This is a genomic window from Segatella bryantii (assembly GCF_022024215.1).
In the GTDB taxonomy this organism is placed as follows: domain Bacteria; phylum Bacteroidota; class Bacteroidia; order Bacteroidales; family Bacteroidaceae; genus Prevotella; species Prevotella bryantii.
The window spans coordinates 515591-531429 of sequence record NZ_CP091798.1 but is presented as its reverse complement, the minus strand read 5'-3'; the positions used below and the strand labels follow the sequence as shown (position 1 = coordinate 531429).

General features: G+C 39.9%; 7 protein-coding genes. 5 read left to right on the top strand and 2 right to left on the bottom strand.

The annotated features are described in order from the left end of the window. The first annotated feature begins 12 nt into the window (after positions 1-12). The 5 genes from L6471_RS06170 to L6471_RS06150 all read left to right on the top strand — a co-directional run bounded on the left by L6471_RS06170 (position 13) and on the right by L6471_RS06150 (position 13019). Positions 13-2391 (top strand): pectate lyase, encoded by a 2379-nt coding sequence (locus tag L6471_RS06170; protein ID WP_237797572.1) that lies wholly within the window; start codon positions 13-15, stop codon positions 2389-2391. A 354-nt stretch (positions 2392-2745) separates the two neighbouring features. Then, positions 2746-5922, top strand: a complete 3177-nt coding sequence (locus L6471_RS06165; protein WP_237797571.1) for a PemB family protein — start codon at positions 2746-2748, stop codon at positions 5920-5922. 216 nt (positions 5923-6138) lie between these two features. Further along, on the top strand, positions 6139-9387 hold the full coding sequence (locus tag L6471_RS06160) for a SusC/RagA family TonB-linked outer membrane protein (RefSeq protein ID WP_237797570.1): 3249 nt from the start codon (positions 6139-6141) through the stop codon (positions 9385-9387). Between the two features lie 14 nt (positions 9388-9401). Beyond that, a complete protein-coding gene (locus L6471_RS06155) occupies positions 9402-11345 on the top strand; it encodes a RagB/SusD family nutrient uptake outer membrane protein (RefSeq protein WP_237797569.1) in 1944 nt (647 codons plus the stop codon). A gap of 18 nt (positions 11346-11363) precedes the next feature. After that, the gene (locus L6471_RS06150) at positions 11364-13019 is read left to right on the top strand and encodes a DUF5123 domain-containing protein (RefSeq protein ID WP_237797568.1); all 1656 of its coding nucleotides are present in this window, start codon (positions 11364-11366) and stop codon (positions 13017-13019) included. 80 nt (positions 13020-13099) lie between these two features. Here L6471_RS06150 and L6471_RS06145 read toward each other — a convergent pair whose 3' ends face one another. Both L6471_RS06145 and L6471_RS06140 read right to left on the bottom strand, forming a co-directional pair. Then, entirely contained in the window at positions 13100-14518 is a 1419-nt protein-coding gene (locus tag L6471_RS06145; RefSeq protein ID WP_006283442.1) for an alpha-amylase, read from the bottom strand. A gap of 45 nt (positions 14519-14563) precedes the next feature. Then, the gene (locus tag L6471_RS06140) at positions 14564-15832 is read right to left on the bottom strand and encodes a glycosyltransferase family 4 protein (protein ID WP_094448049.1); all 1269 of its coding nucleotides are present in this window, start codon (positions 15830-15832) and stop codon (positions 14564-14566) included. Between the last annotated feature and the right edge of the window lie 7 nt (positions 15833-15839).

The following is a 15839-nucleotide window of genomic DNA, read 5'->3' as shown; positions in this document are numbered from 1 at the left end:
TTTAATGAACAAATGCAATTAAAATCAATATTGACTATGGCTGCCGTTGCTGCAAGTACGGCGGCCATGGCTCAAGCACCAGCTTTCCCAGGAGCAGAAGGACACGGAAGATACGTAACTGGTGGACGTGGTGGCAAAGTGATTCATGTAACTAACCTTAATGATAAAGGCGAAGGCTCTTTCCGTGCAGCTGTTACTACAAGTGGTAAAAAAATTATTGTCTTTGATGTAGCAGGTGTTATCCCCTTGGCATCTGACGTAAAAATATCTGCTAACACGACCATTCTTGGCCAGACTGCACCTTATCCTGGTATTACTCTAAGATATTATACCGTTACTTTAGGAGGCAACAACACAATAGTTCGTTTCCTTCGCTTTCGTCGTGGACAAGAGAAAAATGTCAATGATGGAGCCGACACTTTTTGGGGACGTAACCTGACAGGAGCTATTATTGATCACTGTTCTATGAGTTGGAGTATTGACGAAATCGGTTCTTTCTACGACAACAACAACTTCACCATGCAATGGTGTGTCTATGGAGAAAGTCTAAATAATGCCGGCCATGATAAAGGAGCACACGGCTATGGTGGTATCTGGGGTGGTAAACTAGCCAGCTTCCACCACAATATGATAGCTCACACCAGTAACCGAGCTCCACGCTTTAACGGAGCACGCTATAACTGGACTGGTTATACCAGCAATTCCTCATACAATGATTACAAATGGGAAAATGCTGTACAAGCTGAAAATGTAGATTTCCGCAACTGTCTTATCTTTGACTGGGGAAGTGGTGGATGCTATGGTGGGCCTGGTGGTGGTTATATCAACATGGTGAACAACTATTATAAATCTACTCCTGAAACAAATAACAAAAACCGTATTACCCAAGTTTCTATCGCTAACAGCACGACTTCTTCTGATGAAAATGCATTCATGGATATGACAAGTCGCTACTTCATCAGTGGTAACTATGTAAATGGATATGGAGCAAACTATGACTGGAGTGGTGTAAAATACGACAGTGGTATTCCAACCATCAATGGTGAGTATTATACCCTCGATTCTCTTTATGCTTACGGTAAAGCAGTAGAACATGTCAATAATTCCAAAGGAATTCCATGTGTAAAGATTAAACTCGACGAAGCCAAGGCACCAATCGGAGAGGTTACTACCCATTCTGCAGAAAATGCATATCAGAAAATTCTTACTTACGGTGGCGCATCACTTTTCCGTGATGATGTAGATGCTCGTTACATGACAGAAACACAAAACGGTTCTTCTACTTATACAGGATCGGTTACTAAAGTAAAAGGACGTATCGATGTCGTTGCTGATTGCGATGGTTACACTGAGAAGAATTTCCCTACAGGTGAACGTGAAAAAGGGTTTGACACTGATAACGACGGTATGCCGGATGTATGGGAAAATGCAAATGGCCTCAACCCAAATGATGCTTCTGATGCACTGACTTATACGCTAGATTCAAAAGGATATTACACCAATCTGGAAGTATATGCCAACGCTTTGGTTGAAGATATTATGAAGGGGGAAAATACCGATGCTGAGTCTTCTGTGGATGAATACTACCCTACTGTCAACAAGGTAGAAGGTATCGACTATTACACTGGACGCGAAGTTGAACGAGTAGATCCTGCTGACACTTCTGTCGTTATCGATGGTGCTAAGGGCAGTATTACATGGCCTTTAACTTCTGGCAATATCGAAACGGCAACAATAGCTGACAATATTACCGCCGGAATTCAAACAACGAGTATGTCACTCGGTAGTGGTATTACTTTGAATTCCACTAAAAATGTCAATGGTACAACAGAAACTTTGTTTCAAGCTGAAACAATAGAGACAAGTGCTACAGAAAATAATTATGCCGCATTCACGATAACACCTGAAGAAGGCTTCAGCTTCCAACCTACCAATATTGCTTTTAGAGCTTCTAAGATTGGTACAAACAAAGGAACATTGAAAATCGCATATCTCGAAGCTGATGGTACCGAAACAGATATCGCTACCATCGAGCCAAACAGAAACGAGGAGGCAAGTAGCTGGTATACTGATTTTGACCAGACAATTCTGTGTAATGCTAACGATAAAGCACACCAGTTCAAATTCTATTTCTACAATTTGGGAAATCTTAAAGATGACAATAGTATAAACTACAAACAAATCGGTCTAAGCAACCTTGTCATTACAGGTACGGTAGTGAATACAACCACGGGTATTTCTCAGCAAGTATCTGTCTCTACTAGTCCTATTCAGACCATATATTATAATATGAGCGGACAAAGAATCAGCGCTCCTGTAACTGGACAAATTACAATTGCCAAAACCCTATATGAGAATGGAACTGTAAAAACCAGAAAGATTATCCAGTAAGAAGTTTATACAAAAATAAGAGTATAACAAACTTAAACTTTTTTTATAGTAAAAGGCCTCGACATGTTTCGAGGCCTTTTTTATAATACATCACTCAATATCAAACCACACAAATACATCTCATCTTGCAAAACAGCAAGCAGCTACAATATGATTTTTTGCATAATATTATAGGATATTTTATCCAATAAAATGAATATAGGTAAAAAGCTGAAGCATATTTGAAATTTAATTTTACCTTTGCAAGGAACAAGAATAAATGTAAGTTAAGAAACAACAAACAAATCAAAAGGAATACCTAAAAGGAATACCTAATAAAATAATTTAATATTTTTTTAACTAACCTCTGTAATAATGAAAAAAAGTTTACTTAGAACAGGCATGTTATGTCTAATGATGCTTTTTGCCCTTATCGCAAAAGCCCAAGACATAACAGCATTATGGGATTTTAAAAATGGAAATCCTTCGACCCTGAAATCACTCAGCATTGAGAAAACTACAGGAACTGTAGCATCAACCATTCCTGGTATCGAACTCTATGTCGATGCTACCAATGGTAAATTAAAACAACGTGATTCAGATGCTCAGTTCAACAACGGAACAATTATCCGAGTTCCTGTAAAATCTACTAAAGACGTCGTCACGGTAACAAGTTACAGCACGAACTACACAATAGGTGGCGTAGCTGCTGACAACAAAACCAGTGACCACAAAGCAACTTCAGCCGAAGTTGTTGCAGGCTATGTAGATATTGTTGCTACAGGTAGTGAATACCTCTACTCTATCCAAGTAGTTCAAGCAGGAACCCTACAAGAGAAGCTTTTGTATTCTACAACCTTCACAGACTGGACTAGTGCTAAAGCTAATGCAACAGAAGCTATCAGCGTAACACAAAATACCAAGTACAGCCACGAAACTTTAAACTTCTCTGTTTTCAATACACAGATTAGCAATTATAATGCTAATAGTAGCAGCTTTCCTAACTGGACTGGTGGCTATCTGATGGCCAATAAATCAGCTGATCCATACATTCTAACATCTACTTTATCAAACATAAGCAAAGTTCACTTTATCCACGGAGCAACAGGTAGCAACCGTGGTTGGAAACTAGAAGCAAAAGGTGATGGCGACGAAGACTGGGTTGTACTCAGTTCGTCTGTAGCTAATCCAAGAACTGGCGCAGAAGTTACCGTAAATGTAAACAAGACAAACTGCCAGTTACGATTCACCAACTTGAATGCAAGTCAGAATGCATATCTCTTCCAGCTGGATATCTATGGCAACGTAGATATGAGTAAGACCCCTGCACTAGGATCTCTGGAAGTAAATGGTACTAAATACATGGCGGCAGATATCTTCAACGAAATATCTGATGATATACAGGCTGCAACTATCGAAATCTCTAAAACAGAGACTGCGATCTCCGAAAATAATCCTATTACAAATATAGTAGCTGATAATGGTGAAATCGGCACTGTTACATATAGCACAAAGAATGACACAACAGTAGTAACAATCCCTGTAACAGCTAACGGTCAGACCATAAATTATGTTGCTAACATCGTATTAAAACCAGACTTTATCCTGACTTATTACAATACCGATGGCTCTGTTATTGGTACACAGAATGTAGAAAAAGATGCTACTATCAGCACCTTCAAATACGAAGAAAAAGATGTTATAGTAGCCGACGGTTCTAAGTTCCGTGGCTGGTTTGTTCATGCAAATGGTTCTGGCAATCGCAAGTATACCACAGAAGAAACCATCACTGGTAACACTGCACTCTATGCAGTAGCAACAGAAGTTGAGACCTATAGCACCAACAAGCGCTATACCTTTACCCTTAACGATCAGTATTTCTATGCAGAAGATCACGAAGCATTCGATTCAAAAGGCAATGGCAAGTTCCACGATAGTACACATGGTTGGACTTTCTCAACTAACGATGAAGTAAAGATTCTCGTAGGCGGCAACGCATACATTATACCTTCTCTCTGTCAATATAGCAGTGGAACCATCACGATCAGTAATTCTAAGGGTGAAGTGATCAGCACTTTAGATGCTAAAGCTACAAAGGACGGTGCTACGGCATCTTACTACTATGAAGGTACTGCAGATGAACTTACCCTTACTTTCAGCGGTAGTATCTATTTACACAAGCTTACAGTAGCCAACGTTGCATCAGCACCAGTTGCAAAGAACGAAGCTGGTTATTATGTAGTAGCTAAAGGTGATGCTGGTAACTTACTGACAACCATCGAAGTAGCCAATGCTAACGCTAGCAGCGATGCACGCACATATATATTCGTACCAAAGGGTACATACGACCTTGGTGAAACCGTTCTTACTCCAATCTCTGGTAACAACATTTCTATCATCGGCGAAGATGCAAACTCAACCATCATCGTTAATGCTCCACAGGTAAAGAACGAGGGTATCGGTACTACTGCCACATTCCTGATTACAGGTAGCAACACATACATCCAAGACGTTACCCTTCAGAACGCTCTCGATTACTATTCAAGCGGTGCTGCTGGTCGTGCAGTTGTTATCCAGGATAAAGGTAATCGCACTATCTGCAAGAATGTGAAAATGCTTTCTTACCAGGATACTTATTATAGTAATGCGGATGGACAATACTACTTCGAAGGAGGTGAAATTCACGGTACAGTAGACTATCTCTGTGGTAGCGGTGATGTATTCTACAACAAGGTAAAACTTGTTAATGAATCTCGCGCTAAAGACAGCAAATATGGTGAAGACGTGATTGCAGCACCTTACCCAGGTGAAAGTTGCAAGTATGGATATGTATTTGATAGCTGTACCATTGTAAACAACGCAGCCTCTTTCAGCCTAGGCCGTTCTTGGGGTGGAAATTCTAAGTTGACATACTTGAACACAATCATCGAACAGCCTTCAGAAATAAAATCTACACGATTCACACCAGATGGTATGAACACTGTAGCTTACCAGTTTAAAGAGTACAACTCTATGGATACAGAAGGTAACATTGTTACCCCTGCAACAAACGTTGTATATTTCAAAAAGGATGCAAATACCAATACGCATAACACAACCATGTCTGCAGACTCTGCTGCTCTGTTCAGCATAGCAAACATATTCGGCACATGGGCACCAGACCAGCTCGCAGCTCAGGTTACAGTAAGCAATGCAAAAGTAATAGGCAATACCCTTACATGGGATGCTATCGAAAACTCTCCAGCTTATGCTGTATATGCGAACGGTGAATTTATTGGTATAACAAACACCAATTCTTACACTATCGACGATGATACTCAGAAGTATTCTGTAAAGGCCGCTAACACGATGGGTGGTTTCGGCAAAGCCGTTGAGTTGAACAGCACTTCAACAGGAATCACCAACATCAATGAAAGCGCTACAGAAGTTGCTTCAGAGGAATACTTCACAGCTGATGGAATACAAATCGCTACACCTAAAAGAGGTGTAAACATTATCGTAAAACATCTCGCTAATGGTGATACCCAAACCAGCAAATATATTGTAAAATAAGCATAACAATCTTTCAAAAATGGCAGATTTCAGATTTGAAATCTGCCATTTTTATTTTTTAACATACAACTTAAAACACTAAAAATCAGTCAGTTGATAATTTTTCATGTAAGATTGTCAATTCTTAACTACATCTATTATAATAAATATAGTATTTTTGCTCCACTAAATCAATAGGAATTATATATTTTTTACTAATCTAATAAAATAAAATGTATGTCTGGTAATTTGAATTACGTTCGAATTGCGCTCGTATCATCCATGCTCACAGTAGCAGGAAATGTATGCGCGCAGACAGTCAAAGGTAACGTTAAGGACAATACAGGTGAGCCTATCATTGGTGCTACTGTCATTGAAGACGGTGCCAGTGGTAACGGTGCAGTCACCGATATTGACGGAAACTTTACCATCAATCTGAAAGGGAAAAGCAACAAGGTGAAAATTTCATACGTCGGTATGAAAACTAAAACAATCAATGTTGCAGGTAAGAGTAACATCGATGTCAAACTCGAGGATGACGCACAGAACCTGAACGACGTTGTCGTTATCGGTTACGGTACAGTACGCAAGAAGGACTTGACCGGTTCTGTTTCTTCTATCAGTGCTGATGACATTGCAGGTGTTCCTGTATCAAATGTTGGTGAAGCTATGACTGGTAAATTGGCTGGTGTAAACATCACAACAACAGAAGGTTCTCCTGATGCAGATGTTAAGATTCGTGTCCGTGGTGGTGGTTCTTTGTCACAGGATAACTCTCCACTCTACATCGTTGACGGATTCCCAGTTTCTTCTATCAGCGATATCGCTCCTTCTGAAATCGAAAGCATCGACGTATTGAAAGATGCTTCTTCTACAGCCATCTATGGTGCCCGTGGTGCTAATGGTGTTATCATCATCACTACCAAGAGTGGTAAAGAAGGTAAAGTTCAGGTTAACTTCAATGCAAGTGTTGGCTTCAAGAAAATCACAAAAGAGATTAAGACTCTTGATCCATACAACTACGCACTTTATCAGTATGAACTTGGCTCCACTGACTATGGTGACTATGATGACTTGGAAATTTGGAAATCTCGTCAAGGTACAGATTACCAGAATGAAATCTTTGGTCGCACCGGTGTTCAGCAGCAGTACAATGCTAACGTAAGCGGTGGTAACAAAGATGTTAAGTTCAATGTTGGTTTCGCTCACAACGGAGAGAAATCTATCATGCTTGGTTCTGGTTACAACAAAAACAACATCAATGCGAAATTAAATGCCAACTTGAATAAATGGTTGACTCTCGACTTCAATGCTCGCGTTGCTTCAACCAAGATTGATGGCTTAAGTGGCGGTGCAGATACTAACGAGAGCAATGCTGCAAATGGTATCGTAGCAAATACCGTACGTTGGCGTCCAATAGAACCATTATCATCATCTGAAAATGAGGACGAAGCAAACTCAACGAGCACGCAACGAAGCCCACTTCAGCGTGTTAATGCTACTTATCGCAAGCAGGATCGTTTAAAGCAATCATACAATGCAGGTTTGAACTGGAAGCCTTGGAAAAATATTACTTTCCGTTCTGAGTTTGGTTATACTTGGAATCGTGAAAACGATGATCATGTTTGGGCTGCAGACGCTGTAACCAACTCAAAGTATGGTGCCAACGGTCAGCCACAGGCTCGTTATGGTACCGACAATTCTTCTACATGGAGAAACGCCAATACGGTAACTTACGATAACAAGAAACTCTTTGGCGGTCGTGACCACATCAACATTCTTCTTGGTCAGGAATGGAGCAGCACCGAAGAAACAGAGCGTTACAACACCTCTATAGCTTATCCAAGCTCAATGACCATCAATGAAGTTTTGGCTAATGCCGCAGCTGGTACAGCCTTAGCAAACGAAAGTGACATCCTTGCTAAAGATAATATGTTATCATTCTTCGGTCGTATCAATTACACCATGAATGAAAAATATTTGGCTACATTCACTCTGCGTGGCGATGGTTCTTCAAAGTTTGGTGATGGCCACCGTTGGGGTGTTTTCCCATCATTAGCTCTTGCTTGGCGTATGAGCGAAGAAGACTGGTTGAAACAATCTAAATGGTTATCTAACTTGAAACTTCGCTTGAGCTTCGGTACAGCTGGTAACAACCGAATCCCATCAGGACAGCTTCAGACAACTTACTCTTTGGCTGGCAACGATGGTAAGCACCCTGGTTTTGGCGAGACAAGTGCTACAATGCTTGAACATGGTACCTACTTGGCTAATCCAGATTTAACTTGGGAGACAACTATTACTCGTAACCTTGGTATCGATTATGGTTTCTTCAATGGTCGTATCAATGGTACATTAGACTTCTACTGGAATACTACCAAAGACTTGTTGATGCGTGCTGAAATTCCTTCAAATACAGGTTATAGCTATCAGTACCAAAACTTCGGTAGAACATCTAATAAGGGTGTAGAATTTGCATTGAATGCTGCTATTGTAGAAAAGAAGGACTTCAATTTAGATGCAAATTTCAATATTTCTTGGAACAAGAATAAAATTGAAGAACTTAACTCTAAAAACCCATGGCAGAGCAGTAACTTCGCTGGTTCAACATTCTCTGAATACAATGACTTCTACGTAGCTGAAGGAAGTTCACTTGGCGAAATTTGGGGCTATAAGACAACAGGATTCTATACTGTTTACAACGCAGAAACAGGTGAGGGTGACCTCATTCTGAACAGCAATGGTAAATGGGAATTTGCTGATGCTTCTAAAAGCAACAACACCTATACCATGACTGGTGGTACTCTCTATCCAGGTGGTATCAAGTATGAAGTAGATGAAAACGGTGATCCTATCAAGCAGAAACTCGGTAACACCATTCCTAAAGTCACTGGTGGATTCGGCTTGAGTGGTAATTGGAAAAACTTTGATTTCAATGTATTCTTCAACTACTCATTGGGTAACAAGATTGTTAATGGTACTAAGTTGGCTAACTCATTCTATGCAGGTAGCAGCAAAAACTACAATCTAGTAAACGACTTCAATATCAACAATCGTTATACTTGGATTGATCCAACTACAGGTGAAAATTTGGCAAGACTTAGCGCAACTAAAGTTGCTCAATTAGGCGGTGCAGATGCTATCATGGCTCGCTTAAACGAGATTAATGCAAATGCAAGTATCTGGAATCCAGCAGCTGTATCAAGTATGCAGATTATTGACTGGGCTGTAGAAGATGCATCATTCCTTCGCCTACAGAACCTAACTATAGGTTATACTCTTCCTAAGAAATGGGTAAAGAGTATCTATATGAGTAATGTACGTCTTTACTTCACAGCTTACAACTTGTTCTGTATAACCGGATACGATGGCTACGATCCAGAAGTAGACACCATGAGCAAGAAGAACCCTATGGCACCAGGTATTGATTATGCTGCTTATCCTAAAAGCCGCACATTCATGGGTGGTATTAACGTAACCTTCTAAACAAGTAATTAATAATGAAAAAGATATTATCAATTTGTGCTCTTACATTAAGTGCAGCTGCATTGACATCTTGTTCAGATTTTCTTGATCAGAAATCTGAATCAGAGGTGAACACTGGCACTGTATACAATTCTGAGTACTATACAAGTATCGCCATTAACAAGGTATATGGTGACCTCTGTAAGGACCGTACCTATTCTCAGGACTGGTCTATGATTTATAATCTTAACAGCGACATCGAGTTTGTTGATGGTTTTGGTGACAATGCTACAGCTGTCAACGAGCGTGGTTACATGAATTACAACGCATCTCCATCTGGCTGGACCAAGATGGCAGATATGTGGACCGCGATGTACGGTACTATCGAGGATTGTAACCTTATTATAAATGGTATTGAAAACAGTAGCATCAAGGATAACAGTGCCATGAAGCGCTACTTAGGCGAAGCAAGAACAATTCGTGCTATGGTATATTTTGACCTTCTTCGTGTATTCGGTGACATTCCTTTGAAGCTTGAACCAACCGCTAGTGACTTAAGCAACGCCTATCTTGCAAAGACCGACCGCGACGAGATTATGGATTCTCTGATGAATGATCTTGAAAAGGCTGTTGAAGAATTACCATGGGCTGGCCAAAACAGTTATACCACAGAGCATGCTACTAAAGGCTATGCTCATGCACTTCTTGCACAGATTGCTTTAACACGTGCTGGTTATGCTATCCGTGAAAGCGCTAAAGATGGATACGAAACAGCAGCATACAGTGATGCAACATATCCTACACAGAGACCAGATGCTACAAAACGTAAGGAGTTATATGAACTGGCTTTAACTCATCTTTCTGCAATTATTAAGGGTGGTTATCACCATTTGAATCCATCATTCGCTAACGAATGGAACAAAATTAATCAGCTTTCTTTAGACCAAACTTATCAAGAAAACATCTTTGAGATTCCTATGCTTCTCAATGTAAGTGGTGAGTTAGGTTATACTGCAGGTTATCGTTTGGCTGAACAGACTTCAGATTTCGGTTATACAAACTCATCTGGTAAGATTAAACTGCCTGCAACTCTCTTCTACTCTTATAATGATGGTGACTCACGTCGCGATTTAACGGTTGCAACAACACAAATTAAGGGTATTAGTGGAGCTGGAAGCCACTCTCAAGAACAGATGTTAGGTAATGCACCTTTCGAACTCTATGTTGGCAAATGGGATCCACGTCAGGAGAACGCAACATGGCTAGAGCAAAACCTTGCAGCTTCAGGTAAGCATATGACTGGTATTAATCCAGTTAAGGTTCGATACTCTCAAGTTCTTCTTTGGTATGCTGAGGTTATGAACGAACTTGCTGGTCCTGATGGTACCTATACAGGCGATGCTGGCATGACAGCACGCCAAGCTCTTGCAGAAGTTCATAACCGTGCATTCGATGATAATGAAAAAGCTAATGTCTTCTTAAATAAAATATCAAGTAATAAAGAAGATTTCTTCAATGCTATCGTAGAAGAGAATGCATGGGAACTTGCTGGTGAAGGTGCTCGTAAGTGGGATCTTATCCGCTGGAACTTATTGGCAGAAAAGACCAAAGAAACGCAGAAGCTCTATCTTGAAGATTTGAATAATGAAGTTTTCCAAAAGACTATCTATTTCAATTATAAAGATGATAATAAGTATACCATCGATATGAATAGTATCACTTGGAATGGCATACCAGAGGGAAAACTCGCATCTGATTATGCAGGTAACACATCATCTTTTGGTAATTCTAAGTTGAATGGTACTGACAAGCAGGTTTACACAAACTTGGCTAATATTTCTAGCGGTCTTATAGGTGTATTCGACCCTGAAGCTGGTACTTGGACAACTCCAAAGGTCATCAATCGTTATCTGATGCCTATACCTCAGACAATTATTGATGCCTCAAACAATACTCTTACCAATTCATATGGTTATTAATTCTTCGATTGAAGTAAAATGAAAAATATTAAGAATATTATAACAAAATCATCCATGATGTGTTTGGGCATGCTTGCCCTCACATCATGTACCGATGACCAGGATTGGAGCATCGACAGTGCTTATGATCGCCTTTTTGGAGCTACAGATATTTCAGTTGATGCAACCGCAACTGAAGCTATTGTTGACTTTAAGACCAAAAGCGGTGTAAAGCAATATATTATAGAAATAAGCACAGACTCTCTTTCTGATGATAACGAGGAAATCGGTGTAAATTCTATCGTAGACACTACATCCGTTTCTCCAGATACCATCAAGGGTCTTGCAGGTGAAACATCATACTTCCTACGTATCAAGTCTATTGCTGAAGGCCAAAATGATTCTAAGTGGAAGTATTATAAGAAAGATTCTGGTGCACGTCACTTTAAGACAGACGCAGAACAAATCTTCGCTGCTATCACTGACGAGGATCGTTCAGACACTCAAATTACTCTAAACTGGGAGAAAGGTGCTGCTGTAACGACCATCGAAGTTTTAGACACAGATGACAAAGTTCTCCAGACCATCAATCTTGATGCAGAAGCTGTAGCTAATGGTACATACACTGTTTCTGGTTTAACACCAACTACAACATACAAGTTTGTTATCTATAACAACAACACCAAACGTGGTACTATATCTGCCAGCACAGCAGCAGCAATGCCAGCAGCAAATTATAAGTATAACCTTGGTATTAATGAGGATATCGACCAGGTACTTATCAATCAATTGGCCGAAACTGCTAAAGAAAAAGCAGGTAGTACAACAAACTACAGTGTAACTATCGGTATCGCAGCTGGTGATTCAGTTAATTTCCATGGACTATCTGAAAGTGGTGAAAAGAGTAACATCAAATTGCCAGATGGAATGTCTATCACCTTCTTCGGCTTGGCAGGTAATGCTCCTACCATTAAGATGCAAAAGAACCTTGACATAGCTGGCAGCCACGCATATGTTAAATTCCAGCATGTAAATATCGTGGACAACGGTGCAGGTTATCTCATTAACCAGTCTTCAAGCGCTACAGTAGAAGATTTTACGATGGAAGACGTAGAAGTTAGCGGCTTCACTACATCGTTCTTCCGTTTACAGGGTAGCAATGGCATCACTATTAATCACTTGAACTTAATCAATGGTATCTTCCATGATATGGTTAGTGGTTACGGATTCATTCACGTTGATGCAAATAGCAAGGGTGTTGTCGAGAACATCAAGATCAATAACTCTACATTCTACAACATTGCTGTTAGCAAGAAGATGTTTATTTATAGCAACAAAACCAATATGAACAGCATTGAAATTGATCACATGACCATGTACAACTGTATTGGTGGCGGTAACTATTTTGTCGACTTTGGTGACAAGGCTTATGGTCCTGCAACCTTCACTATCAGCAACACTATATTTGCAAAGAGTGCTGATGATGTTACTAATAAGAATATTCGTTCTGCAGTAAGTCCAACCGTTAGCAACTCCTACAGTACTAATGATTTCTACAAGGTTATCAGTGGCGTTGAAGCTTGGGATGTTGCATCTACAGCTATATTTACAAACCCAGCAAAGGCAGACTTTACTTTAAAGGGAACCTATGCTGATAAAAATGCAGGTGACAGCAGATGGATTTCAGCTGAGTAAATCAGTTGAGATACATACTCTATAAAAAAAGGTTCGCTCGATATGAGCGAACCTTTTTTTATATGGAGTTAATAAGATTATCAATCTGCTAAATTCTCTTCTTGAGGAGTTGCTTTTTTAGAAGAAGCCTTTTTGGTAGCAGACTTCTTTTCTACTGTTTTCTTCGAACCAGTTAGACGCTCACGCAACTTTGCTGCTTCTGCTTCCAACTTATCTATTTTGGCCTGTAAACGCGTTATTTCAAGATCCTTAGTTTCTATCTCCTTATCTTGATTTGTAATCGTGGTAAGCAAGCTATTGAGTTCCTCGTTGTCAATATCCTCAGGATATAAACTGTTCACACGATTGATGAAGTCGCCAAGAATATTCATATAGTTCGTAAAGGCATCAAAAGGACCATTATAAATACCTCTGTCAAGACCAACATTACTTGGCTTAGTGGTCATAAAACGGAAGTTATTAGAAGCCTGCAAATAGTCCCAGTCCTGATTGATACGAGGATCATTACAAATATGAACACGCTCAGCCACACTGTATAATTTTTCAAATGCTTCTCGCTGCATGGCATTACCTAACCAGCAACTCACATCACGCTCCTCGTCTACCCAACTTAAAGTATCCGGTACACTCAGCACATCAACGACCTTCACCTTCTGACAAAGTTCACTTGGTGTTGAGAATGTTATACCTTTGGCCTTAGCACAAGCTGGCAAAGCTTTCAAAAATTCTAGAATATTACTCTCTAAAGGTTGAGCTATACCCAATGCTGTCAGCTCCATGAAAATATTAATAATTTCTTCTTCCTTAGGAAGAGAAGCGATCTTATTAATATAGGTATCTGCAAAAAGTGGATATTGATCCCAATTGGAATCATTAAAACGTAAAGAGATATCATCAGAGAGTTCTACATCACGAAGTAATAACTTTAATTTATGAGCCTGAGCGCAACTATATAGATAATGTGGAGACTTCCAACCCAACACGTGTTTAGCACCCTCTGTGAGCATACCTTTAAAGCCCATCTGTGATGCCTGGCTACCAATATCATCACTATATATCAATGATGAGTTGCGGAGCACTTTTGGCTCTTGTCCAAAATACTCTTTAATCTTTTCAGCCTGACGTCTTACCTCATTGGCAAAACCATCAGGAGTAATCAAAGATGCAAGACCATGAGAATATGGCTCTGCTAAGAACTCTACACATCCTGTTTTACTCAAATCCTGCAACTTGCGGAGTACTTCCGGAGCGTGCAATTCCAACTGCTCCATACCCACACCACTCAACGAGAAAGCTACCTTAAAATAATTACCATTTTCCTGAATCATCTGCTCGATAGCATTCAGAGCTGGCATATAACTATGGTCACGGATATAAGAGATAGAATTATCATTCTCATAATCGTCATAGTAATAATGATCGGTACCTATATCGAAAAAACGATACCGTTTTAGATGAGTTATCTGATGTATTTCGAAATAAAGACAAATCGTTTTCATGTGTTTTTAACTTTGATTTTGATTATTTGTAAACTTCAGTTTCAATTACTTCCAACCTAAAGTTCGCATATACAACTCACGAATCCATGTACCTACCTTTTCCCAGGTTATCTGATCCACTTCGTTCTTCCCTTCTTCAGAGAGATACTTAAAGAGACTCTCATTGTTACAGATACTGTACATGTAATCTGCCATCGCATTAATATCCCAGTAATCTACTTTAATACAATTACTCAGAATCTCAGCACAACCACTCTGTTTAGATATGATAGATGGCGTACCACACTGCATGGCCTCCAAAGGAGAAATACCAAATGGTTCACTTACTGACGGCATAACATATACATCAGAGGCCTTCAAACATTCATATACTTGTTTGCCTCGCATAAATCCAGGAAAATGGAAACGATCAGCAATACCTCGTTCGGCTACCATATTGATACACTGCTCCATCATATCACCAGAACCTGCCATACAGAAACGAATATTATGAGTACGATGAAGCACCAAATTAGCGGCTTCGATAAAATACTCAGGGCCCTTCTGCATCGTCAGACGACCTAAGAAAGTTACCACTTTTTCCTTATCTGTATGATTTGGACGTGGAATATCTTGCAGTTCCTGAGCCAATGGATATACGGCATTATGTACCGTAAAACACTTACGAGGATCTTGGTGATACTGATGGATAACCGTCTGTCGCGTTAACTCAGATACACACATAATACAGTCTGCATGGTCCATTCCATCTTTCTCGATACCATATACCACAGGATTTACGTGACCACGGCTACGGTCGAAATCTGTAGCATGCACATGAATACATAATGGCTTTCCTGTAACCTGCTTAGCATGAATGCCAGCAGGGAATGTCAACCAATCATGTGCATGAATGATATCAAAATCAAAGCTGCGCGCTACGACTCCAGCGATGACAGAATAGTTATTAATCTCCTCATTCAAATTAGAAGGATAACCTCCTGCAAACTCCATACACCCCAAATCATTGACATGCATGTAGTTAAAGTCACCATAAATATGATCACGCAATCTGTAATACAATTCCGGATCCATAATATTGCCTACTCTATCCTTGACATAATCATAATTTACATCACGATAGGCAATAGGCACACAATTCATCGCCACAATATTGGCATAAGTATGGTCTTCATCTCCAAAAGGGTGTGGCAAACATAAAATAGTCTCGATATCACCCTGCGCATGAAGACCTTCTGATATACCAAAATTAGCAGTTGCAAGTCCACCAAAAACATGAGGGGGATACTCCCAGCCAAACATTAAAACTTTCATATAGCCT

Excerpts from the sequence above, each read along its gene's own strand:
- L6471_RS06170 (WP_237797572.1), top strand. The coding sequence starts at position 13 with ATGCAATTAAAATCAATATTGACTATGGCTGCCGTTGCTGCAAGTACG.
- L6471_RS06165 (WP_237797571.1), top strand. The coding sequence starts at position 2,746 with ATGAAAAAAAGTTTACTTAGAACAGGCATGTTATGTCTAATGATGCTT.
- L6471_RS06160 (WP_237797570.1), top strand. The coding sequence starts at position 6,139 with ATGTCTGGTAATTTGAATTACGTTCGAATTGCGCTCGTATCATCCATG.
- L6471_RS06155 (WP_237797569.1), top strand. The coding sequence starts at position 9,402 with ATGAAAAAGATATTATCAATTTGTGCTCTTACATTAAGTGCAGCTGCA.
- L6471_RS06150 (WP_237797568.1), top strand. The coding sequence starts at position 11,364 with ATGAAAAATATTAAGAATATTATAACAAAATCATCCATGATGTGTTTG.
- L6471_RS06145 (WP_006283442.1), bottom strand. The coding sequence starts at position 14,518 with ATGAAAACGATTTGTCTTTATTTCGAAATACATCAGATAACTCATCTA.
- L6471_RS06140 (WP_094448049.1), bottom strand. The coding sequence starts at position 15,832 with ATGAAAGTTTTAATGTTTGGCTGGGAGTATCCCCCTCATGTTTTTGGT.